The sequence below is a fragment of the Vreelandella massiliensis genome (assembly GCF_900155385.1).
In the GTDB taxonomy this organism is placed as follows: Bacteria; Pseudomonadota; Gammaproteobacteria; order Pseudomonadales; family Halomonadaceae; genus Vreelandella; species Vreelandella massiliensis.
In genome coordinates this window covers 1,460,282-1,487,094 of the sequence record NZ_LT699745.1, presented here as the reverse complement: position 1 = coordinate 1,487,094, position 26,813 = coordinate 1,460,282, and the positions used below count along the sequence as shown (strand labels likewise).

The 26,813-nt window shown below is 59.7% G+C and carries 28 protein-coding genes; 13 read left to right on the top strand and 15 right to left on the bottom strand.

Going from position 1 to position 26,813, the window contains the following annotated elements; genetic code table 11:
• Nucleotides 1-83 precede the first annotated feature (83 nt).
• On the bottom strand, nt 84-764 hold the full coding sequence (gene nadD / locus BQ9846_RS11670) for a nicotinate-nucleotide adenylyltransferase (protein ID WP_075881128.1): 681 nt from the start codon (nt 762-764) through the stop codon (nt 84-86).
• The gene (locus BQ9846_RS11665) at nt 761-2,062 is read right to left on the bottom strand and encodes a glutamate-5-semialdehyde dehydrogenase (protein ID WP_075881127.1); all 1,302 of its coding nucleotides are present in this window, start codon (nt 2,060-2,062) and stop codon (nt 761-763) included. Before BQ9846_RS11665 ends, nadD begins: the two co-directional genes overlap by 4 nt.
• A gap of 150 nt (nt 2,063-2,212) precedes the next feature.
• Here BQ9846_RS11665 and BQ9846_RS11660 point away from each other — a divergent pair, with 150 nt between their 5' ends.
• Nucleotides 2,213-3,070 carry a hypothetical protein gene (locus tag BQ9846_RS11660; RefSeq protein WP_075881126.1) on the top strand — a complete coding sequence of 286 codons (858 nt, stop codon included), beginning with the start codon at nt 2,213-2,215 and terminating at the stop codon, nt 3,068-3,070.
• Complete coding sequence (locus BQ9846_RS11655) at nt 3,070-3,999, top strand: diguanylate cyclase domain-containing protein (RefSeq protein WP_075881125.1); 930 nt, start codon at nt 3,070-3,072, stop codon at nt 3,997-3,999. The genes BQ9846_RS11660 and BQ9846_RS11655 overlap by 1 nt, the downstream gene beginning before the upstream one ends.
• 4 nt (nt 4,000-4,003) lie before the next feature.
• On the opposite strand, the gene BQ9846_RS11650 is transcribed toward BQ9846_RS11655, so the two are convergent.
• Genes BQ9846_RS11650 through mpl form a run of 3 tightly spaced genes read right to left on the bottom strand, consistent with a single transcriptional unit; the run spans nt 4,004 to nt 6,660 of the window.
• Nucleotides 4,004-4,612 (bottom strand): LysE family translocator, encoded by a 609-nt coding sequence (locus BQ9846_RS11650; RefSeq protein WP_075881744.1) that lies wholly within the window; start codon nt 4,610-4,612, stop codon nt 4,004-4,006.
• 17 nt (nt 4,613-4,629) lie between these two features.
• Nucleotides 4,630-5,265: a flavin prenyltransferase UbiX gene (locus tag BQ9846_RS11645; protein WP_075881124.1), complete on the bottom strand. Its 636-nt coding sequence runs from the start codon at nt 5,263-5,265 to the stop codon at nt 4,630-4,632.
• Nucleotides 5,266-5,268: 3 nt separating this feature from the next.
• The gene (mpl, locus tag BQ9846_RS11640; protein ID WP_075881123.1) at nt 5,269-6,660 is read right to left on the bottom strand and encodes a UDP-N-acetylmuramate:L-alanyl-gamma-D-glutamyl-meso-diaminopimelate ligase; all 1,392 of its coding nucleotides are present in this window, start codon (nt 6,658-6,660) and stop codon (nt 5,269-5,271) included.
• 216 nt (nt 6,661-6,876) lie between these two features.
• Here mpl and BQ9846_RS11635 point away from each other — a divergent pair, with 216 nt between their 5' ends.
• From BQ9846_RS11635 to BQ9846_RS11590, 10 genes are all read left to right on the top strand, one after another.
• Nucleotides 6,877-7,269 (top strand): glutaredoxin family protein, encoded by a 393-nt coding sequence (locus tag BQ9846_RS11635; RefSeq protein ID WP_075881122.1) that lies wholly within the window; start codon nt 6,877-6,879, stop codon nt 7,267-7,269.
• Between the two features lie 227 nt (nt 7,270-7,496).
• On the top strand, nt 7,497-9,098 hold the full coding sequence (locus BQ9846_RS11630) for an ABC transporter substrate-binding protein (RefSeq protein WP_075881121.1): 1,602 nt from the start codon (nt 7,497-7,499) through the stop codon (nt 9,096-9,098).
• Nucleotides 9,099-9,202: 104 nt separating this feature from the next.
• Entirely contained in the window at nt 9,203-10,249 is a 1,047-nt protein-coding gene (locus BQ9846_RS11625) for an ABC transporter permease (RefSeq protein WP_075881120.1), read from the top strand.
• Entirely contained in the window at nt 10,246-11,187 is a 942-nt protein-coding gene (locus tag BQ9846_RS11620; RefSeq protein ID WP_075881119.1) for an ABC transporter permease, read from the top strand. Before BQ9846_RS11625 ends, BQ9846_RS11620 begins: the two co-directional genes overlap by 4 nt.
• 7 nt (nt 11,188-11,194) lie before the next feature.
• A complete protein-coding gene (locus tag BQ9846_RS11615; RefSeq protein ID WP_075881118.1) occupies nt 11,195-12,241 on the top strand; it encodes an ABC transporter ATP-binding protein in 1,047 nt (348 codons plus the stop codon).
• A complete protein-coding gene (locus BQ9846_RS11610) occupies nt 12,238-13,305 on the top strand; it encodes an ABC transporter ATP-binding protein (protein ID WP_075881117.1) in 1,068 nt (355 codons plus the stop codon). The genes BQ9846_RS11615 and BQ9846_RS11610 overlap by 4 nt, the downstream gene beginning before the upstream one ends.
• A gap of 50 nt (nt 13,306-13,355) precedes the next feature.
• Nucleotides 13,356-14,267, top strand: a complete 912-nt coding sequence (locus BQ9846_RS11605; RefSeq protein WP_075881116.1) for a LysR family transcriptional regulator — start codon at nt 13,356-13,358, stop codon at nt 14,265-14,267.
• 34 nt (nt 14,268-14,301) lie between these two features.
• Nucleotides 14,302-15,600 carry a Xaa-Pro dipeptidase gene (pepQ, locus tag BQ9846_RS11600; protein WP_075881115.1) on the top strand — a complete coding sequence of 433 codons (1,299 nt, stop codon included), beginning with the start codon at nt 14,302-14,304 and terminating at the stop codon, nt 15,598-15,600.
• Between the two features lie 100 nt (nt 15,601-15,700).
• Nucleotides 15,701-16,546, top strand: coding sequence for an AAA family ATPase (locus tag BQ9846_RS11595; RefSeq protein ID WP_075881114.1), 846 nt, complete (start codon nt 15,701-15,703; stop codon nt 16,544-16,546).
• A gap of 3 nt (nt 16,547-16,549) precedes the next feature.
• Complete coding sequence (locus BQ9846_RS11590) at nt 16,550-17,728, top strand: vWA domain-containing protein (RefSeq protein WP_075881113.1); 1,179 nt, start codon at nt 16,550-16,552, stop codon at nt 17,726-17,728.
• 89 nt (nt 17,729-17,817) lie between these two features.
• Here BQ9846_RS11590 and BQ9846_RS11585 read toward each other — a convergent pair whose 3' ends face one another.
• Together BQ9846_RS11585 and BQ9846_RS11580 are read right to left on the bottom strand one after the other, a co-directional pair.
• The gene (locus tag BQ9846_RS11585) at nt 17,818-19,221 is read right to left on the bottom strand and encodes a xanthine/uracil/vitamin C permease (protein WP_075881112.1); all 1,404 of its coding nucleotides are present in this window, start codon (nt 19,219-19,221) and stop codon (nt 17,818-17,820) included.
• A gap of 312 nt (nt 19,222-19,533) precedes the next feature.
• Complete coding sequence (locus tag BQ9846_RS11580; protein ID WP_075881111.1) at nt 19,534-20,100, bottom strand: hypothetical protein; 567 nt, start codon at nt 20,098-20,100, stop codon at nt 19,534-19,536.
• Between the two features lie 121 nt (nt 20,101-20,221).
• On the opposite strand from BQ9846_RS11580, the gene BQ9846_RS11575 reads away from it, so the two are divergent.
• A complete protein-coding gene (locus BQ9846_RS11575) occupies nt 20,222-20,503 on the top strand; it encodes a DUF503 domain-containing protein (protein WP_075881110.1) in 282 nt (93 codons plus the stop codon).
• Between the two features lie 22 nt (nt 20,504-20,525).
• Here BQ9846_RS11575 and BQ9846_RS11570 read toward each other — a convergent pair whose 3' ends face one another.
• The 8 genes from BQ9846_RS11570 to BQ9846_RS11535 all read right to left on the bottom strand — a co-directional run bounded on the left by BQ9846_RS11570 (nt 20,526) and on the right by BQ9846_RS11535 (nt 26,735).
• Nucleotides 20,526-21,986, bottom strand: coding sequence for a cobyric acid synthase (locus BQ9846_RS11570; protein WP_075881109.1), 1,461 nt, complete (start codon nt 21,984-21,986; stop codon nt 20,526-20,528).
• 53 nt (nt 21,987-22,039) lie between these two features.
• Nucleotides 22,040-22,132 carry a DUF1456 family protein gene (locus tag BQ9846_RS11565; RefSeq protein WP_422821885.1) on the bottom strand — a complete coding sequence of 31 codons (93 nt, stop codon included), beginning with the start codon at nt 22,130-22,132 and terminating at the stop codon, nt 22,040-22,042.
• A complete protein-coding gene (locus BQ9846_RS11560; RefSeq protein WP_075881108.1) occupies nt 22,122-22,562 on the bottom strand; it encodes a Replicative DNA helicase in 441 nt (146 codons plus the stop codon). The genes BQ9846_RS11565 and BQ9846_RS11560 overlap by 11 nt, the downstream gene beginning before the upstream one ends.
• Nucleotides 22,559-23,170 carry a cob(I)yrinic acid a,c-diamide adenosyltransferase gene (cobO, locus tag BQ9846_RS11555; RefSeq protein ID WP_075881107.1) on the bottom strand — a complete coding sequence of 204 codons (612 nt, stop codon included), beginning with the start codon at nt 23,168-23,170 and terminating at the stop codon, nt 22,559-22,561. The genes BQ9846_RS11560 and cobO overlap by 4 nt, the downstream gene beginning before the upstream one ends.
• A gap of 23 nt (nt 23,171-23,193) precedes the next feature.
• Nucleotides 23,194-23,634, bottom strand: a complete 441-nt coding sequence (locus tag BQ9846_RS11550) for a YtoQ family protein (RefSeq protein WP_075881106.1) — start codon at nt 23,632-23,634, stop codon at nt 23,194-23,196.
• A 93-nt stretch (nt 23,635-23,727) separates the two neighbouring features.
• Nucleotides 23,728-25,035 carry a cobyrinic acid a,c-diamide synthase CobB gene (locus BQ9846_RS11545; protein WP_075881105.1) on the bottom strand — a complete coding sequence of 436 codons (1,308 nt, stop codon included), beginning with the start codon at nt 25,033-25,035 and terminating at the stop codon, nt 23,728-23,730.
• A 15-nt stretch (nt 25,036-25,050) separates the two neighbouring features.
• Nucleotides 25,051-25,821 carry an ABC transporter ATP-binding protein gene (locus BQ9846_RS11540; protein ID WP_075881104.1) on the bottom strand — a complete coding sequence of 257 codons (771 nt, stop codon included), beginning with the start codon at nt 25,819-25,821 and terminating at the stop codon, nt 25,051-25,053.
• Entirely contained in the window at nt 25,821-26,735 is a 915-nt protein-coding gene (locus tag BQ9846_RS11535) for a FecCD family ABC transporter permease (RefSeq protein ID WP_075881743.1), read from the bottom strand. The genes BQ9846_RS11540 and BQ9846_RS11535 overlap by 1 nt, the downstream gene beginning before the upstream one ends.
• Nucleotides 26,736-26,813 lie beyond the last annotated feature (78 nt).

Sequence of the window (26,813 nt, the reverse complement as noted above, 5' to 3'; positions counted from 1 at the left end):
GTGCCAACCTCATGGGTAGGGGATAAAGCTGGCCATTGTAACCACTTATTTTGTGACTGCCAGCGCTTATTCAAGGGCATTTACTACGCCGTATCGCCGCTATCTGGCAGCGCGTAAAGGCGTTGAGCGGCGATGTCACGCTCTACCGCCTCAGGGAGCAGATAGCGCACGCTCTCGCCTTTGACCAAACGCTGGCGAATACCGGTGGCAGAAATTCGCATAGGAGACGGCAGTGTCACCGCCAATACGCGCCCTTGCGGTGTGGTCATCAACTCGGCCACGCTGTTGACCTCACGCCCGCCGAGCAGTTCCGCCAGTGCCTCCGAGCGCTCTGGGGCGTAGCCGGGGCGAGCCATCACCACAATGTGCGCGAGTTCAAACAACCGCGCCGGCTGATGCCAGTCGGCCAGCTTTAAAAAAGCATCCTGGCCAAGCGCCATGATCAGCCGCGCATCACCGCCATAGTCATCCCGCAACTCCTCCAGGGTTAGCAAGCTGTAGGACGGGCCATCCCGGCGCAGCTCACGCCCGTCCGCGACTAAGCCGGGGGTATCGCCAATGCCCGCCTCAAGCAGTGCCAGCCGCTGCTCCGCCGAGACGTTGGGACGATCGCGAAGCGGCGGTTGCGGCGCGGGTATCATGTGCAACCGATCCAGCGACAGCGCCTCGCAAAGCTCAACGCCGCTGCGCAGGTGCCCCAGATGCACAGGGTCAAAGGTGCCACCAAACATCCCGATACGCGCTGGGCGATCAGATACTGTCATTGACGCACCTGGCCATCACCCAGCACCACGTACTTCTGCGTTGTCAGCCCCTCTAACCCAACCGGGCCCCGGGCGTGGAGCTTATCGGTGGAGATACCGATCTCGGCGCCCAACCCGTACTCGAAGCCGTCGGCGAAGCGGGTGGAGGCATTCACCACCACGGAGCTTGAGTCGACCTCGGCCATGAACTGGCGCGCCAGCGAATAGTTTTCGGTGACGATGGCATCGGTGTGGTGCGAGCCGTAGCGCTCGATATGCGCGATGGCCTCGTCAATGCCGTCGACGATTTTAATCGCCAGCACCGGGGCCAAATACTCTTCCGCCCAATCCGTTTCGCTTGCGGGCACGGCATCGGGCAAAAGCGCGCACGTGCGCTCACAGCCGCGCAGCTCGACGCTGTGCTCGGCATAGGCCTTCGCGAGCTCGGGCAGCAAGGTATCCGCCACCTTGGCATCCACCAGCAGTGTTTCCATGGTATTGCAGGTGCCGTAGCGGTGGGTTTTGGCGTTAACGGCAATCGCGCGGGCCTTGTCCAAGTCTGCCGAGGCATCCACGTAGACGTGGCAAACACCGTCGAGGTGCTTAATCACCGGCACTCGCGCCTCGCGGGAGATACGCTCGATCAGTGACTTGCCACCGCGGGGAATGATGACGTCGACAAACTCCGGCATGCTGATCAGCTCCCCCACCGCCGCACGGTCGGTCGTGGCGACGACCTGGACGCTGCCAGCCGGCAGGCCCGCATCGGCAAGGCCGGCTTGAATACACGCGCTCAGCGCGGCGTTCGATGAGGCCGCCTCCGAGCCACCGCGCAAAATACAGGCGTTGCCTGATTTTAGGCACAGACTCGCCGCCTCCATCGTGACGTTAGGGCGTGATTCATAAATGATCCCGATCACCCCCAGCGGCACGCGCATCTTCCCCACCTGGATACCGCTGGGCCGAGCACGCAGGCCGTCGATCTCCCCCACTGGGTCGGGCAGCGCGGCGACCTGTTTAAGCCCTTCGACCATGGCATCAAGACGGGCATCGTTAAGGGCGAGGCGGTCGAGCAGGGCCGCGTCTAGACCGCTCTCGCGGCCGCGCTGCATGTCCAGCGCGTTGGCCGCCAGGACGTCTTCGCGAGCAGCATTTAAGCGCTCGGCCATCGCCGTTAAAGCGCGGTTTTTGCGGCCGGTATCAGCACGGCGCAACTCGCGCGCGGCATCCCGGGCAGCGCCCCCGACGGCGCGCATATACGCTGGAATATCAGCAGTTAACTCAACGGCGGAATTAGATAACGGGGTAGAAACGCTCATGCCCTCTCCGTGCGTTATGATGGAACAACTATAGTGAGTTTAGGCAACACGTAGTGAAGTCAGTATGATGCGGGGTAACCTCAAAATACGGCGTCGCGGCTGCGCTTAAGCGCGCCTTCTCTAAAACGCGAGGACTAATCATAAGGCACCATGCAAAGTAAATACAAAATACAGCCGCTACGCGGCAATTTACTCGCCGCGGCGCTGGTCTTAGCCCTATGGACTCCCGCGGCACCGCCTAAGGCCGCACTGGTACTATGGCTTTCCGTTGGCTGGCTGCTGATGACCGCCATGCTATTAGAGTTTAGCCACCGCCGTTCCCGCGGGGTGCCATGGCAACTTCTCCCTGGGGCGCTTTTAATCGGGCTTATCGCTGCTGCTCCAGAGCGCCATAACCTGCTGATTTGGGCATGGGCCGCGCTTTTTATGCTGCCACAAATGCACTGGGTGGCGGCCTTTAACCTTAGTGGCATGGCCGTGAGCCTCGCGATGATAGCGCCTCAGCTATCGCTGCCCAGCGTGGCGTTATTAGCCCTGTCACTGGGCGTAGTATGCCTTTTAGCCCTTTCCCGGGCGCGCCAACTGACCGATATGCATGGCACCATTCGCCAGCGCTTGCGCCTCATCCCCGGCTTTAATCTCTGGGCTCGCGAACAGCTATTGCGCGACTTACCTAAAGAGCAGACCCGCTGCGAGCGCGAAGGTATCCACGGCGAACTGATCATCCTACGGGTAAAGCGGCAAAAACTCTGGCAGGTCGCGCGCACCCTCTGCGAGCGAACCTACTACTTTGAGAACGTATACCGCCTCAACAGCACCACGCTTGCGACGCTGCTGCTCTCCCGCACCCCCAAAGAGGCCAAAGAGCGCCGCGAACACTTGCTAAGAGAGCTTCCCGACGTATTGGAAACCCGCTCGTTTGAGCTCATTGTGATCGAAACCAATCCGCTCAACCTCCACTCCCTTACTCACTTCAAGGCCGCTGACAACGCTTTGGAGGCGCCATAATGCAGCATATACCGCAGCGCCTAATGATGCTCGCCTACAGCGCAAGCTTAGTCTTGATGACAAGTTACACCTTTTGGCTTTACGCCTTAGGCGCCTATAGCGAACTTCTTATCCCCGGGTTTATGGTGGTGCTGCTCTCGAGCGCGCTTTTGATGCATATTGGCAAAGGCTTTCCGCCCTATGTGCCACGCCTGGTTTTGCTGGCGAGTACGTATATCGTGGTGGTCGCGGCCCTGTCGCAACAGGTAAACGTCTCCTTATTATGGCTGGGGCTACCGCTGACCGCGGGTTTCATTCTTCTGCCCCTTTGGGTGGCTCTGGGACTCATTGCCGCGATGATTCCTCTTGTTTGGTGGCTGCCTGCTTTACATCACGCATCACCCAACTGGTTGGTAGGATTTTGCGTGGTGACGTTGTTGCTTGCTCTCCCGCGCTGGGAGCATGGCCGGCGCCAGGCACTTCTTCGCGCCACCGACCCCAACGACGACGATTGCGATGCGTTTCACAAAGACACCCTGCACGAACGTCTACATAGCGAGCATCAACGGGCACGGGTGCTCAACCGCGGCTTAGCCGTGCTGGTCATTCATTTACCGCAATATGACATGGCCGGTGAGCAGTTCGGGCATCGCGCCCAACAGGCGCTACTGGAAGCGCTATGCCACGAGATCAACATCCGTTGCCGTGACCACGATATTTTGGGGCGAGCCGAAAGCGCCTCTTTTTGGTTGGTACTGCCGGACACCAGCGAAAGTGGTGCTCTTTTGGTGCGAGAGCGCCTGCAGCGCGCGATTTCAGGCTGTGTCCTGGTGGAAACGGGCCAGCTTGAAGTGCGGATTGCCTCCTGCTTGCCCCGGGCTCGCGAAGAGTTCCCTCTCTTCATCCAGCGCTTGGAGGCACGCGCGCAAGCCCTGGCATCTGCTGTCTAGTGGCTTAGCCCAAGGCGAGCCATAGCCCCACGCCGATCATGAGCGTGCCCGATAGGCGATTCAACAGCCTGACGTTGCCACTTTTACCCAGTAGGCGTCGTAGGGTTTTACCCCCCGTGGCATAAGTGAGCATGCTGGCCAGTTCAATGGTCAAGATCACCGCGATCAGCATCCCAAGCTGTAAAAACAGTGGTTTGCTATCATCCAGAAACGGCGGTAGCAGCACCATAAAAAACGCCCAGCCTTTGGGGTTGGCCACCGCGGTGATAAAGCCTTGCATCGCCAGCTGCAACCGCCCGGCCGGCGGCCCGGTCTCCAGTTCGGAGGGGATCGCCATGCGCCCACGCGAGCGCCACATCATCACGCCCAAATAGGCCAGGTACGCCCCCCCTACCCATTTAAACAGGGCAAAAATTTCCGGGTGTTTGAGCATAAGTGCCGCCACCCCCACGCCGGCGGCGGCGGCCACCAACCCAACGCCAACAAGCTCGCCGGCCATCATCCAAAGGGTACGCTTAACGCCTTGAGTCATCCCCAGCACCATTGCTAGCGTCATGCACATCCCTGGCGTTAACGACACCAGCAAAAATGTCGGCACAAAGACCGATAACATCGCCCATGAGAGCACGGTCAAACTCCCTTTGTCGTGGTGGCTTGCTCGCCCCAGCGCGGCACCAACGCATGCTCAATCCCCAGCTGATTGAGAATCCGGGCGACGATAAAATCGATCAGATCATCGATGCTGTGAGGTTGATGATAAAACCCCGGTGCTGCGGGCAGGATCACCACGCCCAGGCGGCTTAAGGTCAGCATGTGCTCCAAATGGATGGGGGACAAGGGCGCTTCCCGTGGCACCATGACAAGCCGACGGCGCTCTTTGATGGCGACATCCGCTGCGCGCTCGATCAGATTATTGCTGGCCCCTGTCGCCACTGCGGAGAGCGTGCCCGTGGAGCACGGGCAAATCACCATCGACGACGGCGCCCCTGAACCAGAGGCGACCGGCGCCATCCAGTCTTCGCGGCTAAAACAGCGGATTTGCCCCTCGGCGGCGCCGCTGCGCGCCGTCAATGACTCGGCCAGGCGCTGCGGCTGAGCGGGTAGCGAGAACTCGGTTTCGGTGGCGATCACCATGTGCGCTGCCTTGGAGATCATCACCCACACTTCATGCTCGGCCGCCACCAGCACATCGATCAGGCGTAACCCATACTGTGCGCCCGATGCGCCGGTTAGCGCCACGGTCACTGGCGGTTTGAAAGCTGCCATTGCTTACGCCTCTCCCTGTTGGGCGCGTGTTTCAAGCGCTGCCAATAAGCGCTCATGTACGCCGCCAAAACCGCCGTTGGACATCACCACAATACGGTCCAAGGGTGACGCCTGGGCGACCACCGCCTGAACTAACGCATCGAGATCATCAAAGCCGCTGGCGCGCTCGCCTTGAGGGGCGATCAACGCTTTTAGCGACCAGTCAAGCGCTGCGGGCTGATACCAAAACGCGTGATCCGCCGCGGCGACACTGTCATTGAGCTGCGCTTTCAGCGCCCCTAGGCGCATGGTGTTGGAGCGCGGCTCGATCACCGCCAAGAGGCGGCCTTTAGGCGTGGCGGCGCGCAGGCCTTTAAGGGTCGCGGCAATCGCCGTGGGGTGGTGGGCAAAATCATCGATCACCTGAATGCCGTTGACCTCCCCGCGCACTTCCTGGCGCCGCTTGGGGTTTTCAAAGCGTGCCAGGGCCGCACAGCTACGCGCCAGATCCGCGCCGCAGGCTGAAGCGGCGGCGAGCGCCCCAAGGGCATTGCGGGCGTTATACTCGCCGGTGAGCGGCCAATCCACCACGGCATCCTCTTCGCCGCTGGGGGTGCGCCGGATGACCCGAAAGCGGCTCGCATCCTCGCGCTCTAACACCAGCCGCCACGCGCTTTTCGAGGCCGCGCCAAAGTACGCCACCGGCGTCCATACGCCTTGCGCCAGCACGCGATCAAGCGCCGGCTGATCGTCAGCCACCAGAAGTTGCCCCTGGCTTGGCACCGTGCGCACGAGATGATGAAACTGGCGCTCTATCGCTGCCAAATCGGGAAAGATATCGGCGTGGTCAAACTCCAAGTTATTCAGAACCGCGATCTGGGGGCGATAATGCACAAACTTCGAGCGTTTATCGAAAAAGGCGGTGTCGTACTCGTCGGCCTCCACCACAAAAGGCGCACGACTATCGCCAAGCCGGGCCGACACGCCGAAATTGCGCGGCACGCCGCCGATCAAAAAGCCCGGTTTGAGCCCCGCGCTTTCTAAAAGCCACGCCAAGAGGCTGGCGGTGGTGGTTTTACCGTGGGTGCCCGCCACCGCGATCACCTTGCGCCCCGGCAGCACATGCTCGGCCAGCCACTGCGCACCGGAAGTGTAAGGCAAACCGCTATTGAGTAGCGCTTCGACCTCCACGTTGCCGCGCGACAGAGCATTACCCACCACGACCGCATCCGGCGCGGGCGTTAGGTTCTCGGCCCGATACCCCTCTTGCAGGGTAATACCGGCCTCTTGTAGCTGCGTGCTCATCGGCGGATACACGTTCGCGTCGGAGCCGCTGACCTGGTGGCCCAGCTCACGGGCGAGAAGCGCAAGACTGCCCATAAAAGTGCCGCAAATCCCGATAATATGCAGATGCATGGCCGCAACGCCTCTTTAAGTGTCTCATTGCACAGGATAAAACGTTTTCGTGCTGGTGTAGTCAAACAGCGCTAAAGCCTAGCACGACAGCCGGCGCAACTCATCCGGCCCCTATGCCCATGTGACAAAACCCATGAGTTGATGCAGGATGCCCGCACCGTGCACTCTCGAAACCTTTTTCTCCATAACTTCACGCTTTCCCGATAGGAGTTCCTTATGCGCACCTTGATTCGCTACTTTTTTCGCGGGGTTCGTCTCGTGCTCGCGCCGGTGATGCTGATCAGCGAAAAGCTCTCCACCCCCCAATCCGTTGAGCGCACACCCGAGGAGCAGGCGGAAGTGGATAACGCCTGTGAAAAACTCGCCCTTTATCAATTCCGTACCTGCCCATTTTGCATCAAGGTGCGCAAAGAGATGGCGCGGTTAGGGCTCAATATCGAGCTACGCGATGCCCAACTCGACCCGGCGCATAAGAAGGCGCTGCAAGAAGGCGGTGGCCGCGTCAAGGTGCCGTGTCTGAAAATTACCCATGACGACGGGCATGAAGAGTGGATGTATGAGTCCGACGATATTATCGCCTACCTGCACCAGCGTTTCGGTCAAGGATAACGCGCTGCGCTAAAACATTCGTTTACTTCATCTTTTAGCCTTTGGTCTAACCCGCAACGACGCAAAGCCCCCGTTGCTGCGGGTCATTCAGGAGATGAATAGAGCCTCTCATTATTTCGATTGTGGCCTTTAAGCGCTGATCTCTATGTTATCTCAGACGGTTATCTGTGACGTACGCTACTAAAGACCGAACGTGACGCTGTATCAAAACCACAATAGGAAAGATAATGGCTCAGCAAACCTTTCAAGCCTCAACGCTTAAAAAGACGCTTCTCGCTTCTGCGGTAGCGGCAACGCTTGTTGGCTCCGCCCTTGTATCCTCCGCCGCTCATGCCGACAATACGCTGCGCATGGCCTATGACGCCGACCCGGTATCCCTGGATATCCACGAACAGCTCTCCGGCGGCATCCTGCAGCTTTCGCACATGACCCACGACCCGCTGGTCCGCTGGAACGACGCGCTTGAGTTTGAGCCGCGCCTGGCCACCGGCTGGGAGCAGGTTGACGACACCACCATGCGGATGTCACTGCGCGAAGGCGTTGAGTTTCACAGTGGTAATGCCTTCACCGCCGACGATGTCGTCTGGACCATTGAGCGTTTAAAGCGCAGCCCCGATTTCAAAGCCATTTTCGATCCCATTGAAAGCGTCACCGCCGTCGACGATTACACCGTGGAGATCGTCACCAAAAAGCCCTACCCCTTGCTGTTGAACTTGGCGACCTACGTCTTCCCTATGGATAGCGCGTACTACTCAGGTGAAGACGAAGACGGCGACCCGAAAGACGAAATCGTCAAAAACGGCAACTCTTACGCGTCGCGTAACGTCTCGGGTACCGGTCCTTACACCGTCACCGAACGCCAACAGGGCGTGCGCACCGAGTTTGAGCGCAACCCCAACTACTGGGACACCGACTCACCGGGTAACGTCGACACCATCATTCTCACGCCGATCAGCGAGAATGCTACCCGCGTGGCGGCACTGCTCTCCGGCGATGTCGACTTTATCGCGCCAGTACCGCCCAATGACCTTGAGCGCGTACGCCAAAGCGACAATGCGAAACTGGTGACCATGTCGGGTACCCGGATCATTTTCTTCCACATGAACCAAGAGCGTGTCGAAGCGTTTCAAGATCCGCGCGTGCGTGAAGCCTTCGCCTATGCCGTGAACCAAGAAGGCATTGCCGACCGCCTCATGAAAGGCTTCGCCACACCGGCAGCACAGTTCTCCCCCGAAGGCTACGCCGGGCATGTGGAAAGCCTTAAGCCGCGCTACGATTTACAGCGTGCGCAAACCCTCATGGCAGAGGCAGGCTACGCCGACGGCTTTGACATTTCCATGATGGCGCCCAACAACCGCTACGTGAATGACGCCCAAATTGCCCAGGCGGTAGCAGCGATGCTGGCGCGTATCAACGTCAACGTGGACCTCAAGACGCTGCCCAAAGCGCAGTACTGGGGCGAGTACGACGACCGCGCCGCCGACATGATGCTGATTGGCTGGCACGCCGACACCGAGGATAGCGCCAACTTCCACGAGTACCTGACCGCCTGCCAGGATGCGGACACCGGTGCCGGCCAGTACAACGCCGGTAACTACTGCAACCCGGAGCTTGATGCCCTGGTAGCGGAAGCCAACGTAGAAGTGGACCTGGAAAAGCGCGCGGCGATGCTGCAGGAAGTGGAGCAGACGCTTTATGACGAAGCGGCCATCCTCCCGCTGCACTGGCAGGATCTTGCCTGGGCCTCCGCCAATCATGTCAACATCGAGCCGGTGCTTAACGTGATGAACTTCCCATACCTGGGTGACCTAGTGATGGAAAGCGAATAACCCTCGCCCACCTGTTTTCCCCCAAGGTATACGCTAAAGGCTCGCTCCTGCCCTGATCCGGCGGGAGCGAGCCGCTCCCTGTTTTTTCCTACAGGATACGCCCCATGATCGCCTTTATGGTTAAGCGCCTTTTTCATGCGCTGCTGGTGATGTTCGTCATCAGCATTATCGCCTTTGCTATACAAGACAACCTGGGCGACCCGATTCAGCAGATGGTCGGCCAATCAGTGCCGGAGAGCGAACGCGCCGAACTGCGTGAAGAGCTTGGGCTCAACGACCCTTTTTTGGTGCAGTACTTCCGCTTCGCCGTTAACGCCGCGCAGTTCGATTTCGGCTACTCGTATGTATTTAACCAGCCGACCACCGAGGTTATCGCTCGCCATTTGCCCGCCACCCTTGAGCTTGTGGCCGCAGCGACCTTTTTAATCATTGTCTTCTCGATCCCAATCGGGGTTTACAGCGCGATCAAGCCGCGCGCCTGGCTATCCCGCTTTTTTATGAGCGTGTCGATTGTGGGTATCTCGATCCCCGTGTTTCTTACCGCCATCACGTTGATTCAACTGTTTGCCATCGGCGTCACCTGGACGCCTTTCCCCGCCGATACCGCCTGGGGCAGCTGGCTCAACGACGTTATCTCCACCGAGGGCGGCATGCCCGCCTACGGGCGCGGCGATCCGGTGCATGTTTTTGGCCCGTGGGAGACCAATTTCGCCAGCTTGAAGGGGCTAACTTACCTGGTGCTGCCCGCCATCTCGCTGGCATCGATCATGCTACCGCTGTTTATCCGCTTAATCCGCGCCGAAATGCTGGAAGTGTTGCAGTCAGACTACGTCAAGTTTGCCCGCGCAAAAGGCATCTCACTACGCCGCATTTACTTTCTGCATGCGCTGAAAAATACCATGTTGCCGGTCATCACGGTGGGCGGGGTGCAGATCGGCACCCTGGTGGCTTACACCATTCTGACCGAAACCGTTTTCCAGTGGCCGGGCATGGGCTTGATGTTTCTGGACGCCATCGAGCGCTCCGACATCCCGCTCATCGTGACGTACCTCATGATCGTGGGCCTGATCTTTGTGATCACCAACACGATTGTCGACCTGATCTACGGCTTGGTTAACCCCACCGTCAAACTGACCGGACAGTCCGCATGAACTCATCCTCTGCCGCGCTTCCCAGCCGCTGGGAACGCTTTTGCGACTCGTATCTGTTTTACAGCTTCAAGCGCGATATCGTCGCTCAGCTCAGCCTGGCGGTGTTTATCGCCCTGGTGGCCATCGCCGTGCTGGCGCCCTGGCTTTCGCCCATGAACCCCTATGACCTGGCGCAGATCGATATTCTGGCCTCGGAGCTCCCACCCTTCTGGGTGGAGGGCAGCGACCCGCAGTACCTGCTCGGCACCGACGCCCAAGGGCGCGACATGCTCTCGACCATCCTCTACGGGGCGCGAGTATCGCTAATTATCGGCTTTGGCGCCGTGGCACTGCAGGCGATGTTGGGCGTCTGCTTCGGTCTGCTAGCCGGCTATTTGGGCGGGCGCATTGATGCGTTTTTGATGCGCCTTGCCGATATCCAGCTGTCGTTTTCCACCCTGATGGTGGCCATTATCGTCGGGGCGTTGGTCAAGGCCATTTTCGGCGGGGCAACCTTCAGCACTTACGCCGTGCCGCTTTTGGTGCTGATTATCGGGCTTGCCGAGTGGCCTCAGTATGCCCGTACCGTGCGCGCCTCGGTACTCGCCGAAAAGAACAAGGAGTACGTGGACGCCGCCCGTGTGATGGGCCTGCGCAGCAAGCGGATCATGTTCCGTCACGTGCTGCCCAACACCCTGTCGCCAATTTTCGTTATCTCCACCGTGCAGATTGCCAACGCGATTATCTCCGAGGCGGCGCTCTCGTTTCTCGGCCTCGGGATGCCGGAAACCCACCCGTCGCTTGGTTCGCTGATCAAAGCGGGCTTTGACTACATCCAGTCCGGCTCCTGGTGGATCACCCTGATCCCGGGTGCGGTACTGGTCGTGCTGGTGCTGTCGATCAACCTACTCGGCGACTGGCTGCGCGATGTCATGAATCCAAGACTCTACAAAGGCTGACACTCCCATGGCACTGCTAGAAGTCAACCACCTCGATGTGCGTTTTGCCCTGCGCCAGGGCGATGTCCGCGCCCTGCGCGATGTCAATTTCACCCTGGAGCGCGGCGAGCGCTTAGGCATTGTCGGCGAGTCTGGCGCGGGTAAGTCCGTGGCGGCGTTCACCCTTTTAAACCTAATCGCCAAACCGGGCTACATTGCCGGCGGTGAGATTATCTTTGACGGCAAGCCACTTAACAGCCTGTCCGAACGGGCCTTGCGCAAGGTGCGCGGCAACCGCATTTCGATGATCTTCCAAGACCCGATGATGACGCTCAACCCGGTGCTCTCTATCGGCGAGCAGATGGTCGAGTGCCTGAAAGCCCACCGGCGCATCTCGACCAAAGCGGCCCGCGCCATCGCGCTGGACAAGCTGCGTCAGGTGCAGATCCCCTCGCCGGAAGCGCGCTTGGATCAATACCCGCACGAACTCTCCGGCGGTATGCGCCAGCGCATTATTATCGCCATCGCGCTGCTGCTTGACCCGGATATTATCATCGCCGACGAGCCCACCACGGCGCTGGATGTCACCATCCAGGCTGAGATCATGGCGCTGCTGCTGGAGCTGTGTGAAAAGCACAACGTCGGGCTGATTCTGATTACCCACGATTTGGGCGTGGTCAGCCAGGTCACCCAGCGTATGCTGGTCATGTACGCCGGTCGCGTGATCGAGCAAGGGCCGACTCGCGAAATCATCAACGACCCGCAACACCCTTATACCCAAGGGTTGATCAATGCGCTGCCGCAAATGGCGACCCCGGGGGAAAGGCTCAACCAGATTCGCGGCAGCATGCCGTCGCTCTCCAACCTGCCTAGCGGCTGCGCCTTTCATCCGCGCTGCGATTTCATTAACCGCGCCGACGGCACGCCGCGCCCGGCCTGCACCCAGCAGGTGCCAGAATTTGTCACCTCGGGTAATTGCCAGGTGGCCTGCCACATGGTGGCAGAGTTACTCGAAAAAGAACGCGAAGAACAAGAGGCCGGGGATGCCAACCGCTTGAAGGAGACCAACCCATGAACGCGCAGGCAGAGGTCATGACGGATAACCGCATTCCCACGCAAAACGCAGAAAGCACGGAGTCGCTGCTACAGATTCGCGGCTTAAAGAAGCGCTTTTCGCTGTCAGGGGATTTTCTCGACCAGCTGCGCTTTAAAGGCGGGAAGCTGGTGCGCCATCAGGAGTTCGTACACGCCATCAACGGGGTGAACCTGGATATCCAGCGTGGCGAAGCGCTCTGTGTGGTAGGCGAATCGGGCTGCGGTAAGTCCACCGTCGCGCGTACGGTCATGGGGCTTATCACGCCGAGTGCCGGCGAGATCCGCTACGCTGGCGAACGCATCGACAACTTGAGTTCGCGGGCGCTTTTGCCCTACCGCAAACGCATGCAGATGATTTTTCAGAATCCGTATGCGTCGCTGAACCCGCGTATGACGATTCAGCAAACGCTCGAAGAGCCGCTACGCCTGCACCACCCTGACTGGAACCGCCAGCAGATCGTCGCCAAGGTCGAAGAGGTGATGCACTCGGTGGGGATCGACCCGGACTGGGGTAAGCGTTTCGGCCACGAATTCTCCGGTGGCCAGCGCCAGCGCATCGCCATCGCCCGGGCGTTGGCGGTCGACCCTGAATTCATCGTCGCCGACGAGCCCATTTCAGCCTTGGATGTCTCCATTCAGGCTCAGGTCTTGAACCTGCTGATGGACGCCCAGCGCGATCACAATCTGACCTACCTCTTCATCACCCACGACCTTGCCGTGGTCGAGCACTTCGGCACGCGCGTCGCGGTGATGTACCTCGGCACGGTGTGCGAAATCGCCACCACCGCGACGCTGTTCGCCAAGCCGCGCCACCCCTATACCCAGGCGCTGCTCTCGGCGATTCCGCGCCTGGAGGATGACCGCCCGCAACACGTGCGCTTGGAAGGCGAAGTCCCGACGCCGGTGAACTTGCCCAGTGGCTGCGTGTTCCATGGTCGCTGCCCCTACGCCAATGCGCGCTGCCGGCAGGAGATCCCGGTGCTGCAAACCCAGGATGACGGCACCCGCGTGGCATGTCACGCTGTTGAGGAAGGCCGCCTGTAACGTATAGTCGGCAAGACAGTCACGAGGGACGCTAAAACAGGGAAAAGATCATGGAAATTCGCTGGCTAGAAGATTTTATCGCCCTGGCCAGAACCCGACATTTCTCCCGCGCCGCGGATGAACAGCACGTTACCCAGCCCACTTTCTCGCGGCGTATTAAGCTGCTTGAAGAAGAGATGGGGGTCACGCTGATCAACCGTCAAACGCTGCCACTCTCGCTCACTCCCGCCGGGGAGGAGTTTCTCACCCTTTGCGAACAGGTGACCGAGCGGGTGCGCTTAACGCGCGACCGCGTGCGCGAGATCAATGCCGGGCAGCAGCGCCGCATCATGCTGGCCGCTCCACAAAGCCTACTGGCGCACTTCGTGCCCGAGTGGTTGGTGGCAAGCGGCTGGCAGACGCGCGTGCAGCCCTACCTGCGCGCCACCGGCTGGGTAGCAAACGACTACTTTCAGGCGCTGGCGCGGGCGGAGTGCGACCTGGCGCTGTGTTACTGGCCCACCGAGCGCTGCGAGCTGGATATCGACACCGGCAATAGCTTCTACCGCGTGGTAGGCCACGAGCGTCTCATCCCCGTCACTGCCTTTACCGCCAATGGCGAGCCGTGCGCTACCCTGCCCGGTTCACGCCAGGCGCCACTGCCGTGGCTGGCCTACCCCAAGCGCAGTCTGTTAGGGACGGTATTAAAAAATCACCTTGCCCGTCTGCCACACAGCGCCTTTCTCAACGTGCAGAGTGAGATCTCCTACGCGGTGAGTATCAAAGAGCTTTTAGCATTGGGCTATGGCATGGCCTGGCTGCCCGAGCGCACGGTGCAGGCGGCGTTAGCCGACGGCACGCTGGTGCGTGCGGGTGATGGCCGCTGGGATGTTCCGCTCGAGCTGCGTCTTTACCGCCATCCGAGCCAGCACCACGCCGGTCTTGACACTTTCTGGAGTGAGCTACCGTCATCGCGCAGCTAACTTCGCTTTTCGTGACTCATTTTCAAGGTTGATTATGTCTGAAACGCTTTTCCGTCAGCAAAAAGCCCATCTCGACACCCTGCTAAGCGCCTATCGTTCGCTCATGGCGCAGTACGACTATGACGCCATCGCCCTCTACAGCGGCCACGCCACGCCCCACTACGGCGACGACCAGATGCCCACTTTTCAGGCATTCGGCCACTTCGTGCATTGGGTACCGCTGTGGCAAGCCGAGCATAGTTGGCTGGTGATCCATCCCGACCAGCGCCCCACGCTCTACCTCTACGCGCCCACCGATTTTTGGCACCTGCCCACCGCCTTGCCCCAAGAGCCTTGGGTGGGCGAATTCGAGGTCAAGCTCTGCACCGACGTGACCATGCCAGCGCTTGGCGAGCGCAGTGCCATTGTCGGCGACATCAACGCCCTCCGCGAAAGCGGGGCGGCGCTTCCCCAAGGCCAGCCCAACCCGGAAACGCTTGTTCATGCCTTAGATGAGCTGCGCATGATCAAAAGCGACTACGAAATTACTTGCCTGCGCGAAGCCAATCGGCTCGCCATGGCGGGACACGAGGCGGCACACGCGGCGTTTGCCGGCGCCTCCTGCGAGCTGGATATCCAGCTTGCCTATCTCGCCGCCAGCCGCCAGCGCGAATCGCATGTCCCCTATGCCAATATCATCGGCATGAACCAACACGCGGGCGTGCTGCACTATCAGCACTACGACGTGAGAGCGCCTAGACAGCGCTTCAGCCTGCTGGTAGATGCCGGGCGGCGCTTTCGCGGCTATAGCGCCGATATCACCCGCACCCACGTCGGGCCGGACGCCCCCGCCCTGTTCGAGACACTGATTGGCGCCCTGCACGGGGTTAAAGACCGCCTCATCGCGCGCCTGGCGCCCGGGGTGGATTTCGTTACCCTGCACGAGCAGATGCACCACGAACTCGCCGAAGTGCTCATCGACCATGACCTCTTTAGCGGCTCGCGGGAGCAAGCAATCGCCGAGGGCGTGACCCGCGCGTTCTGCCCCCACGGTCTTGGTCATTCGCTGGGAATTCACGTCCACGACGTGGCGGGGCTTCGCACCGCCAGCGGCGAACCCTCTCCAGCGCCGGAGGCACACCCGGCCCTACGCCTAACCCGCACCTTGATGCCGGGCATGGTGGTCACCATTGAGCCGGGGCTCTACTTTATTCCCATGCTTTTGATGCCGCTGCGCAACACCTCGCTACCGATCAACTGGACGCGGGTCGATCAGCTCGCCCCCTGCGGCGGTATCCGCATCGAAGACAATGTCGTCATCACCCCGGACGGTTTCGACAACCTAACGCCCTGAGGCTTTACGCGGGGGCAAACGCGGACTTGGCCAGACCCACGCCCCTCACGTACACTTGTTTGAATTCTTTTCCACGCGTTTAGCTAAGCCGAGGCACCCCATGGCGTTTGATTCCACTTCATCCTATATCGCAACCGATGCGCTCAAGCAGGCGGTCAACGCCGCGGTCACGCTTGAGCGCCCCCTACTGATCAAGGGCGAGCCCGGCACGGGTAAAACCCTTCTCGCCGAAGAGATGGCCGCATCGCTTGGCACCCGGCTAATCACCTGGCACATCAAATCCAGCACCAAGGCGGCGCAAGGGCTTTATGAGTACGATGCGGTGAGCCGCCTGCGCGACTCTCAGCTCGGCGTTGAAGGGGTCGAAAACGTCGCCAATTACATTAAACCCGGCAAACTGTGGGAGGCCTTTAGCGCCGGCGAGCGCGTGGTGCTGCTGATTGACGAGATCGATAAAGCCGATATCGAGTTTCCCAATGACCTGCTGCAAGAACTCGACCGCATGGAGTTTCACGTCTATGAAACCGGTGAAACCATCCGCGCCGAGCAGCGCCCAATTATCGTGATCACCTCGAACAACGAAAAAGAGCTGCCGGACGCCTTTTTGCGCCGCTGCTTTTTCCACTACATCGAATTTCCCGACCGCGAGACCATGCAGGCGATTGTCGACGTGCACTTTCCGGATATCGCTCCGCGACTGGTCAGCCAAGCACTGGAAGTCTTTTTCGATCTGCGCGACGCACCGGGGCTGAAGAAAAAACCCTCCACGTCTGAACTGGTCGACTGGCTAAAGCTCCTCATGGCCGATGAACTCGCCCAAGAGGCGCTCTACAACCGCGACCCCGCCAAGGCACTGCCGCCGATGGCAGGCGCCTTGGTCAAAAACGAACAAGACACCCAACTGCTTGAGCGCTTGGCGTTTATGCTGCGCCGCAAAGGCCGTTAAGCCATGTTTATTGGCCTGTTTGATGCACTCAAGCGCTCCGGCGTACCCGTTTCGCTGCGTGAACTGTTAGACCTTCACGCCGTCGTCGAGCACGGCGTGGTGTTCGCCGACATGGAGGCGTTCTATCAGGTGGCGCGCACGGTGATGGTCAAGGACGAGCGCTATTTTGACCGCTTCGATCGCGCCTTCGCCGCCTGGTTTAAAGGGCTGGAGGATAGGGACGCCGCCATCGAGGCGCTTATCCCCGATGAGTGGCTGCGGCGCGAATTTGAAAAACAGCTCAGCGACGAAGAGAAAGCGCAGATCGAGTCCCTGGGTGGGCTGGAGGCGCTCATCGAGACGTTCAAGAAACGCCTGGAAGAGCAAAAAGAGCGTCATGCCGGCGGCAATAAATGGATCGGCACCGGCGGCACCAGCCCCTTTGGCGCCTACGGCTACAACCCCGAAGGCATCCGCATCGGCCAAGACGGTTCGCGACATCGCCGCGCGATTAAGGTATGGGATGAGCGCCGCTTTCGCGATTACGACGACTCGCTGGAACTTGGCACCCGCAACATCAAGATGGCGCTGCGGCGCCTGCGCAAGTTTGCCCGTCAAGGGGCGCTGGATGAGTTCGATATCGACAGCACCATCCGTGAAACGGCGCGTGATGGCGGCCTGCTCAACGTACAGATGCGCCCGGAGCGGCATAACGCGGTGAAAGTGCTTTTACTGCTCGATGTTGGCGGCTCCATGGACGACCACATTCGAACCTGCGAAGAGCTCTTCTCGGCGGCGCGCTCCGAGTTCAAGCACCTAGAAGCCTACTATTTTCACAACTGCCTGTACGAAGGGCTATGGCGGCAGAACGCACGTCGCTTTGACGAGCGCGTTCCGACCCTGGACGTGCTGCACACCTACGGCGAAGACTACCAAGTGGTGATCGTCGGCGACGCCGCGATGTCGCCGTATGAAATCACCCACCCCGGCGGCAGCGTCGAACACTTTAACGAAGAACCGGGCGGGATATGGCTCAAGCGGTTGGTAGCCAAGTTCCCGCGCTTGGCATGGCTTAACCCCATGCCGCCTCGGGCCTGGGAGTACACCTACTCGACGCAGCTCATCCGCGAGCTGATCGATGACCGCATGTACCCCATGACCTTGGAAGGCCTGGAAACCGCGATGCGCGAACTGGCCAAATAGCGACAACAACAAATAGCGACAGCAAGCAGAACGTGAAAGCCCGGCAGTGTCATGACGCTGCCGGGCTTTTTACCTTCTCTTTAGCGACTCTACCCCGCCGGCTTTTCCTCTACCCCCTCAACCGGCATATCCTCTTCGACGTGGATCGGCTCCTCGGCCTCTTTTTCCGCCGCGCTGCGCGCGCGATGCTCAATCAAAAAGTAGAGAATCACGCCGATCCCCAAGCCCCAAGCGGCGCCGTGTGTGGCGAGCACTACGCCCATGATGCCGGCAACGCCCATGGCGGTGGCATTCTTGATCTGCTCAACCGCGACGGCAATACAGAGATAGCCCGTGATCAGCAGCGTAATCGACAGCGCGATAGGTAGCACCGGGCGGAACAGGGTGACCAGCGGCAGAATGAACAGCGCCAGAAAGCCCACGATCCAGAAAACAGAAGCACCCGAGTAGATGGTATCCATCGCCTTGCGCCCATAGCGGTAGCGCTCGGCAATGGTTGCCATTGCCCCGGTAAAAAGCGGCCCGGCAAGCCCTGGGTAGGGGGCAAAAAGCGAATGCATGAGGTTGCGCAAACCGGTGATCAGATGCACACGGTCCACGTTGACTTCAATTTTTTCATCCGGGCGCAAATGGTCAACGCGCTTGATCAGCGTTTGGCCGACGATAATATCGCCAAAGGCAATGATGTAGGCGATGACCGCCGTGGGGATCGCCGCCACGAGAAGGTCGATTCCCGGCGCGCCAATGCTAAACGGCAAATAGGCCCAAATACCCGCGAAGTCCGGTAGCTCTACGCCCCACTCCACCGTGGGCATGGGGTACTCCGCCACGCCCCAGCCAATCGCCATGGTGATCAGCATGCCGGGCACCATCCCGTAAGCGGCAATATTGCGCGCCCAGCGGTACTTCTCGGTCAAATCACGAAACGAGAGCGAAAAGAGCACATACAGCGTGATCAATCCACCGATACCCAAGGAAATCGGTGTTGCGTACAGACGCCCACCCTCGCTGATTTCCCCGCTGATGGCCGCGATGCCGGCCCCTAATAAAATGCCGGCTTTGATGGAGTCAGGCACGCTGTTCACAAGCCGAGAGCCTAACCGCGTCACCGCCATGAACAAGAAAATCGCCGTCACCATCAGCTGCAGCGCGACCATCGCCTTGATTGCCTCGGGACCGGGTTCAAACTGACCGATAAACAGCAGCACGACGGGAATCGCCGGTGTAATCCACCCGGCGACAAAGGGCACCCCCAAAAGCGGCGGCAGCATAAAACCGATGCCACACACCACGACATACGCCAGCGCGACGTCGTACGGAAGACCTAGGTACTGCTCAAGCAGCGGAATCATGCCCAAGCCGATGACAAACATCACCAGAGCTTGGATGGTTTCTGGCACTTCCCAGCGGAAATGGATAAAAGGCAGGCGAACTTTGAAGGGGCCAACCGGCCAATAGGGGTGTTCTTCCCCGTATTCACGTTTGAGCAGCACGTCGTTTCCTCACGGTGTCTGGTTATTTATCATCGCATCCTCATCTATATTGTTATTGTTAAGTGGCTGCTGTTTTACGTGGCTCTTTACCGAGATAACATTCGACCTTTCGTGCATAACCCAGCCCTGCCAACCCGACATTGTCGACATAAAAGTTGAGGTAAAAACGGACAATCGCAGAAATCGGGCAAAAAAGCGGGGAAAATGGGGGTAACCGGTGGTGAAAAGACGCTTACGTGTCGACAATGCGCGGCACAAAAATCACTTTACGTAAACGTCATCCTTTGGTCGCAGAAGCCCCGATAAGGGTGACTAGAGCGTTTCGGGGAACCCTGCCAAGCCCTCGACAAAGCGCTTTTTGTCTTCCTCAAAGCTTTTGGGGTCGTGCTTAAAGCGGCGCAAAATGGCCTGCTCATCGAAACTCAAGGTGTCGGTCAATTCAGCGGCATCGCGCGCAGGGTGACGCGCACTAAGGCCGATGCGCCGATTATCCGCGCCATCAAACCAGCGCGTAACGCCACTGGCGTGATAAAGCGCCTCTTCATCTGGGGCATCCACCTCAACCCTCAACGGCGCTTTAAGCGAGAGCTCCTTGATCAGGCGCTTTCGCGCCTCAATATCACCGCTCAACGTGCAGGAGAGGCGCACGGTCATGCCCTCCCCCACTTCATCCAGCACCAAAAGCGCCAATGCTTGGGGAGCACCCTGGTTATTTACCAGTGCCAGCAAGCGAGCGGCTTCTTGAGGGAACAGAACGCGGCGGGTACCGGCAAAAAGAACCAATGGCGTTAACCCCGCTTGCTGACCATAGACCTCGGCACACAAACGGGCCAAACAAGCCTCGCGCTGTTCAATGTCTTTGACATGCACCACTTTCATTTCACTATCCTTAAATAACCAACTCAACCATACGGGTGGCCGCTTAGCATACCCGTCGAGCGGGTTCCGGCCCAGCCGCGACGGGTTATCGCGCCCTCCCTTATTCGCCAAAGGAGACACGATGCACATTAGCGTACTCACCCTAAAAATGTCGCTGCCGGGATGCGGTTCACTTAAGGAGAAACGCCAGCGGGTCGGCGGTCTGCACGAACGTTTTGGGCGCAACCCCGCTATTGCCGTTTGCGAAAGCGCCGACCATGACAAACTCGACGCCAGCGAATGGACGTTTGTGGTGATGGCTATCTCGCCACAAAAGGTGGAATCCCTTTGCAGCGAGATTGAGGACAAAATCCAGCGCACGGTTGAGGGACGAATCCTCGATGTAACCCGGGAAAGGCTTTAATCTTGGCGGATGAAACACCTTTTTAAGACGCTTTCAATTCCAGCAGGCGTTCGATAAACGCCATGTCGAGATGGGTCTCTAGCGTATCCGCCAAACGATCCAGTTCTGCCAAGCGGTGGGCGGCGTAATCTACTGCGCCCCCTCTGTCTTCCAGTCCGCAGCGATACAGCAATGCCTCGCAGGCCTCCACCTGGTCAAACAGGCCGTGCAGATAGGTGCCAATGATCTGACCATCGGCGCTGACCGCGCCGTCTTCACGGTTATCAAAAGCGACCAGAGGCCGCGTTAGCGCTGGCCCGGAGCTGACGCCGTTATGAATTTCATAGCCACTAACCGGCACGCCCTCCGGCAGTAGAAGTCCCTGAACGTTTCGCAGCTGCTTGCCAGTCACCATGCGAGTTTCAAAATCCAGCAGCCCCAAACCGGGTGTAGAACCGATAGCTCCCTCTAGCCCGTCCGGATCGTGGATGGCGCGCCCCAGCATCTGAAAGCCGCCGCAAATACCCAGCACCTGCCCGCCGTAGCGAAGGTGGCGTTGAATCACCGCCTCCCAGCCATGAGTGCGTAGCCACTCAAGATCGGCTCGGGTACTTTTGCTGCCCGGTAGGATAATTAAATCCGCGGGGGGAATGGATTGGTCCGGCCCGACGAAGGTAAGCGCCACGGCAGGATGCAGGCGCAACGGATCGAAATCGTTGTGGTTACTGATACGCGGTAGCGCCGGAATCACCACCCTGAGCTTAGGCATTCCACTTAGGCAGCCACTGAGCCCCACACTGTCCTCGGCATCCAGCAGCAGGCCTTGCAGATAAGGCAAGGTGCCTAACACTGGCTTACCGGTACGCTGGGTGAGCCAGTCGAGACCCGGTTCCAGCAGGCCGATATCACCCCGAAAGCGGTTGATAATAAAGCCCTGGGTACGCGCCTGCTCGGACTCCGAGAGCAGTTCAAGGGTACCCACCAACTGAGCAAACACCCCACCACGGTCAATATCGCCCACTAGCAGCACCGGGCAGTCCACCCTCTCGGCAAAGCCCATGTTGGCGATATCGTTTTGGCGCAGGTTGATCTCGGCGGGACTACCCGCGCCCTCGGCAATGATCACATCGAAACGCTTTGAAAGCGCTTCCCAGCCGGCCATGACAGAGCGCCTGGCCTCGATCTTGTAGGCGTGGTAATCCATGGCTTTCATGTGGCCGTGCACTTTTCCCCGCAGAATTACCTGTGCACCTTGGTCGCTTTCGGGCTTGAGCAGCACTGGGTTCATATCGCTGTGAGGATCAAGCCCACACGCCAGCGCTTGAAGCGCTGTGGAGCGACCAATCTCGCCGCCATCCACGGTCACCGCGCTGTTGAGTGCCATGTTTTGCGGTTTGAACGGCGCCACCGATATGCCACGCCTTGCAAGCGCACGGCACAAAGCCGCCACCACAGTGCTTTTCCCTGCATCCGAGGTGGTGCCCTGGATCATCAATGTGGCCATACGTATCTCACCCGGGTGAACATAAGCGTGACTTCAGCGGAAGGCATTGAAGTTCAAATCTCAGCCAAGGCGAAGATATCCACGATGGTGTTGTCTTTTAAATCGAAGGTGTAATGGAGGCGGCGAAAAATATCGTTATTGGTCAAAATGGGATTCCTGGCGGGTGAGTTTTTCAAGCAGTTCATCGATTTCTGCCTTCAGATCATTATCGTCGATGTGCTCGGTGCTGGCCCGGGCATGCTGAAGGCCATTGATCGCGTCATCGGTTTGGCCGAGTTCTACCTGCAGCGTCGCCATAGAAAAGCCAATGGAGGCGATATGGTCTTTCGCCTGCTTAGCGATAGCCTTATCGAGCGCCTTTTGGTAAATCGGCAGCGCCTCCTCCAGCTCTTCGGTAAAATCCGCCAGGGTTTCCCACTGCTCAGGGTGGTCTTTCGCAGTGCCTTCGTGTTCGGTGCAAATTGCTCGCAGCTCGGCGTAGAGCGTTTCAAAGGCGGCGCGATCGTCTTTAGCGGCGGCCTTCATCAGCTTTTCGGCGAGTTCGTAAACCGCCTTGTATATCTTGGTATTGATCATAGCTCTATGCCCTTCTGGGCTTTAATGCCCTGGTCTTTAAAGGCGTGCTTGACCACTTTCATTTCGGTAACGGTGTCGGCGAGGTCGATGAGTTGCTCAGGGGCGTAGCGGCCGGTGACGACGGCGTGCTGCATGGCGGGGCGGGCTTGCAGGTCGTCGAGAACTTGATCAAGGTCGAGGTACTCGTAGCGCAGGGCGATGTTGAGTTCATCAAGCAAGACCAAGTGATAGCTTTCGTCTTGCAGCATGCGCTTGGCTTCTGCCCAGGCGGCGTTAGCAGCGGCGACGTCGCGTTCGCGGTCCTGGGTGTCCCAGGTGTAGCCCTCACCCATCACGTGGTAGTCCACGTTGGGCAGGTTACGGAAGAAGGCGTCTTCACCGGTGCTGAACGCGCCCTTGATAAACTGTACGACACCGACTTTCATGCCGTGCCCCAAGGCACGCGCGAGCATGCCAAACCCGGAGCTGCTTTTACCCTTGCCGGGGCCAGTGAGCACCAGCAACACGCCCTGCTCTTTATCGGCGCGTGCAATGCGCTCGTTCATGACTTTCTGCTTGGCCGCCATGCGCTGGGCATGGCGTTCAGGGGTCTTGGCATTCTCGCGCATGGGTTCTCCTAGAGGGTTAGCGCTTACGCTTTCAGCACGTAACGCAGTGTTTCAACCACTTGATCGGTCGTGGTGCACCAAGCGTTCGCGCCAGCATCGACTTCTTTCAACGGATGAACGATATCTTCGCTGTGTAGCGTGATGTAGGGCTTAGTCAGTGCCGCGCAGTAGCCCGCATCAAAAGCGGCGTTCCACTGCTTGTACTTATCGCCAAAGCGCACCACTACTAAATCCGCCTGCTCAATCAGCGTGCGAGTACGAATGGCGTTGACCTTGGATGACTGGTGGTCACGCCAGAAGCCCTCTTCGGGCTTACCTAGATGGTCACCGGCGGCATCAGAGGCATCATGGTCGGTCACCGGCGCGGTAAACACGACATCCAGCCCGGCCTCTTCCGCGCCGCGCTGAATTTCTTCGCGCCAGTCAGTATGAATCTCGCCGGAAAGGTAAACGTAAAAGCTCATAAGGGCTCCTGATAAACGAAAGGGGGATTTGAAGCTCCCATCATAGCTCACAAAGACTTTATGGAAAAAGATTCCAAAAAAATTACCGCGCTGTTACATCACCTGTATCGGCTGGCCGGTAAAGAGTTCCGCCACCAGCTTGGGCGCTGAGGGGAAGTAGCCGTGGAAGTAGCTCGCTACCAGCGCGCCCTCGCGGTAGATCGGCTCAGCCTCGCTGCCGGCCAGTTTGCGGGTACGGGCCAGCGGCGTCATGGAGGTTTCTAAGAGCGAGTGATGATAGGTGTGACCGCGCAGCTCGCCACTTTTTGTCATCAGGCTCTGCAAGCCAAGGGCGGTCAACTTGCCCGCCATCTTGGCGGTACCGGGCAGCAGCCCCGTCATGACGTGGGAAACACCCTCGCCGTCCACCAGCTGCTCCACGCAGCTCATCAGCCCACCGCACTCGGCCAGAATCGGCTTACCGGCATGATGATGAGCCGCCAGGGCATCACGCATCGTTTGGTTGGCTCTAAAGCGCGCAGCGTGCAGCTCAGGGTAGCCGCCGGGCAGCCATAGCGCATCGCAATGTGGCAGCGCGGTATCGTTGAGCGGCGAGAAAAACTGAAGCTCAGCCCCCATTGCTTCCAGTACGTCCAGATTGGCGCGGTAGATGAACGCAAAGGCGTCGTCACGGGCAATGCCAATCCGTACGCCGTCGAGATATTGTGGCACGGGGTCTGGCGCCTTCGCCTCAAGCGAAACGCGCTTGGGCAGGCGATCCAGGCCTGCTTCTTTCAATACCTCGGCGGCAGCATCCAGCTGGGTATCCAGGCCGCTTAGCTCGCTGGCCTGCACCAGCCCCAGATGGCGGTCGGGGATCTTCATTGCTTCATGGCGGGGGACGGCACCCAGCAGGTTAATGCCTTCGGGCATGCTATCGGCGAGCAGCTTGCCATGGCCCGGGCTGCCCACGCGATTAGCGATGACGTCATGAATGGCAAGCTCTGGGTGATACTGAGCAAGGCCCTGCGCTACCGCACCAAAGGTTTGCGCCATGCCCCAGGCGTCGATTACCGGTAGGGCGGGGAGATCCGCGAGGATGGCCAGGTCGGCGCTGGACGGTGAGCCGTCAAACAGCCCCATCGAGCCCTCGACCAGAATGACGTCGGCCTCCTGAGCGGCTTTGGCCAAGCGCCAGCGGCACTCGTCTTCGCCCGTCATCCAAGGGTGCAGCTGATACACCGGCTGACCCGAGGCGATCTCCTGCACCATGGGGTCGAGGTAGTCCGGACCGTGCTTGAAGATGCGCACGGTGCGACCGGCATTACGGTGCAGCCGCGCCAACGCCGCTGTGATCATGGACTTGCCTTGGCCAGAGCCGGGCGCACTGATTAAGGCGGCATGGGCGTTACCCTGGAACATGCAGATTACCTCGCTTTACGATTGTAGGGGCACAAATACCGGCGCGCCGTCGACCTCAACAACGGCCAGGCGCTGGCGATAGAGACGTTCCAGCGCGCTGGGTACCAGCATGCGATCCTTCGGCCCCCAGCAGGCGTTGCCATCGGGATAGAGCAGCAGAATATGATCGCACCAACGCGCCGCCAGATTGAGGTCGTGCAAACACATCATCACTGCCTGCCCTTCTCTCGCCTGCTCGGCCATCAGCGCCATGACGGCGCTTTGATGATGCAGATCGAGATGATTGGTCGGCTCGTCGGCCAACCAGATGCTGGGTGACTGGGTCAGCACCGTGGCAATCGCCACCCGCTGTCGCTCGCCACCGGAGAGCGTATTCACCAGGCGATCGCGCAGATGCGCCACGTCTAGCCGCTCCAGGGCCCATTCAGCGCGGGCGTAATCGTCGGCACCCTCCATTTGCCAGGGCGAAAGATACGGATGACGCCCTATTAAAGTGGTTTCCAGTACCGTGGCGGGAAAACCGTCCTGGCGGTCCTGAAACACCAAGCCCAACTCGCGGGCGACTTGTCGTCTACGTAGCAACGCTAGCGGCTTGTCGGCGAGCTTTACATGCCCCGAACGGGGCGGTTTGAGCCCGGCCAGGGTGTGCAAGAGCGTGGTCTTGCCGGCGCCGTTGGGGCCTAATACACCCCAGCTCTGACCCGGCTCAACGGTGAGATTAAGCGCTGTGCCGCCCGGGCGACCGGGTACGTCGATGATGAGGTCTTGCGTCGCCAGAGAGCTCATCAGCGGCTCCGGTAGAGCAGAAACAGGAAGGTGGGCACGCCGAGCAGCGCGGTAATCACCCCGACCGGCAGTTGTTCGGGGGCAATGATGGTGCGCGCCAGCGTATCGGCCAGCACCAGCAGCGTACCCCCCGCCAGGGCGCAGGCGGGCAGGATCAGCCGCTGGTCGTTGCCCAGCAGCAAACGCAGCATGTGAGGTATCACTAGGCCAACGAACCCGATGCTACCAGCGGTGGTCACGGCGGCGGCGGTCAATACGCTTGCCACCACGTAAATGCCCCACTCCAAGGGGCGCACATCGACTCCCAAGGCGGCTGCCTGCTGGGGGCCGCGGGCCAGCACGTTTAGGCTACGCCCAAGCGGCATGACCAGTACGCAGACGATCGCCAGCAGGACCATGGGCGGCCAGGGCGACCGCACATAGGAAAGGTCACCCATCAACCAGTAGAGCATGCCGGGCAGGCGCTCGGCGGGGCTGATCGCCAGCATCAAGGTGATCACCGCGCCCCAGCCAGCGGCTACCACCACCCCGGTGAGCAGCAGGCGTGACGGCGTCCAGCTCCCCGTGCCATGGGCCAGCCCGAACACCAATAGCGTCGAGGCGAGTGCCCCGGCGAATGCCGAACCGGAGATGACCATGCCGCCCATTCCCGCCAGCATGGCGACCAGGGCCCCTACCGAAGCGCCGCCGGAAAGTCCCAGCACGTAGGGGTCGGCCAGGGGATTGCGCAACAGCACCTGCATCAATGCCCCCGCCACCGCCAGCAACCCCCCGGTGGTGAAGGCGGCCAAGGTACGCGGCACCCGCAGTTCAAGCACCAGGGTTTGCGCCAGGGCGTTACCGCCGCCGCGCAGCACCGCCCATACATCCATGAGCGAAAGCGAAGCACTGCCCACACTAAGCGAAAGCAGCATCGCCAGCAGGGCGAACAGCGCCAGAATACCCAGCGGCAATCCTAGCGAACGCCACCAGCGCCGAGAGGCAGCGGAATA

Coding starts and splice junctions, on each gene's coding strand:
- BQ9846_RS11655 (WP_075881125.1), top strand. CDS start 3,070: ATGCAGCATATACCGCAGCGCCTAATGATGCTCGCCTACAGCGCAAGC.
- BQ9846_RS11590 (WP_075881113.1), top strand. CDS start 16,550: ATGTTTATTGGCCTGTTTGATGCACTCAAGCGCTCCGGCGTACCCGTT.
- cobO (WP_075881107.1), bottom strand. CDS start 23,170: ATGCGCGAGAATGCCAAGACCCCTGAACGCCATGCCCAGCGCATGGCG.
- BQ9846_RS11570 (WP_075881109.1), bottom strand. CDS start 21,986: ATGGCCACATTGATGATCCAGGGCACCACCTCGGATGCAGGGAAAAGC.
- BQ9846_RS11595 (WP_075881114.1), top strand. CDS start 15,701: ATGGCGTTTGATTCCACTTCATCCTATATCGCAACCGATGCGCTCAAG.
- BQ9846_RS11645 (WP_075881124.1), bottom strand. CDS start 5,265: ATGGCAGCTTTCAAACCGCCAGTGACCGTGGCGCTAACCGGCGCATCG.
- BQ9846_RS11620 (WP_075881119.1), top strand. CDS start 10,246: ATGAACTCATCCTCTGCCGCGCTTCCCAGCCGCTGGGAACGCTTTTGC.
- BQ9846_RS11545 (WP_075881105.1), bottom strand. CDS start 25,035: ATGTTCCAGGGTAACGCCCATGCCGCCTTAATCAGTGCGCCCGGCTCT.
- BQ9846_RS11635 (WP_075881122.1), top strand. CDS start 6,877: ATGCGCACCTTGATTCGCTACTTTTTTCGCGGGGTTCGTCTCGTGCTC.
- BQ9846_RS11605 (WP_075881116.1), top strand. CDS start 13,356: ATGGAAATTCGCTGGCTAGAAGATTTTATCGCCCTGGCCAGAACCCGA.
- BQ9846_RS11625 (WP_075881120.1), top strand. CDS start 9,203: ATGATCGCCTTTATGGTTAAGCGCCTTTTTCATGCGCTGCTGGTGATG.
- BQ9846_RS11580 (WP_075881111.1), bottom strand. CDS start 20,100: ATGAAAGTGGTGCATGTCAAAGACATTGAACAGCGCGAGGCTTGTTTG.
- pepQ (WP_075881115.1), top strand. CDS start 14,302: ATGTCTGAAACGCTTTTCCGTCAGCAAAAAGCCCATCTCGACACCCTG.
- nadD (WP_075881128.1), bottom strand. CDS start 764: ATGACAGTATCTGATCGCCCAGCGCGTATCGGGATGTTTGGTGGCACC.
- BQ9846_RS11650 (WP_075881744.1), bottom strand. CDS start 4,612: ATGTTATCGGTCTTTGTGCCGACATTTTTGCTGGTGTCGTTAACGCCA.
- BQ9846_RS11610 (WP_075881117.1), top strand. CDS start 12,238: ATGAACGCGCAGGCAGAGGTCATGACGGATAACCGCATTCCCACGCAA.
- BQ9846_RS11660 (WP_075881126.1), top strand. CDS start 2,213: ATGCAAAGTAAATACAAAATACAGCCGCTACGCGGCAATTTACTCGCC.
- mpl (WP_075881123.1), bottom strand. CDS start 6,660: ATGCATCTGCATATTATCGGGATTTGCGGCACTTTTATGGGCAGTCTT.
- BQ9846_RS11615 (WP_075881118.1), top strand. CDS start 11,195: ATGGCACTGCTAGAAGTCAACCACCTCGATGTGCGTTTTGCCCTGCGC.
- BQ9846_RS11540 (WP_075881104.1), bottom strand. CDS start 25,821: ATGAGCTCTCTGGCGACGCAAGACCTCATCATCGACGTACCCGGTCGC.
- BQ9846_RS11535 (WP_075881743.1), bottom strand. CDS start 26,735: ATGCTGCTTTCGCTTAGTGTGGGCAGTGCTTCGCTTTCGCTCATGGAT.
- BQ9846_RS11575 (WP_075881110.1), top strand. CDS start 20,222: ATGCACATTAGCGTACTCACCCTAAAAATGTCGCTGCCGGGATGCGGT.
- BQ9846_RS11630 (WP_075881121.1), top strand. CDS start 7,497: ATGGCTCAGCAAACCTTTCAAGCCTCAACGCTTAAAAAGACGCTTCTC.
- BQ9846_RS11665 (WP_075881127.1), bottom strand. CDS start 2,062: ATGAGCGTTTCTACCCCGTTATCTAATTCCGCCGTTGAGTTAACTGCT.
- BQ9846_RS11560 (WP_075881108.1), bottom strand. CDS start 22,562: ATGATCAATACCAAGATATACAAGGCGGTTTACGAACTCGCCGAAAAG.
- BQ9846_RS11550 (WP_075881106.1), bottom strand. CDS start 23,634: ATGAGCTTTTACGTTTACCTTTCCGGCGAGATTCATACTGACTGGCGC.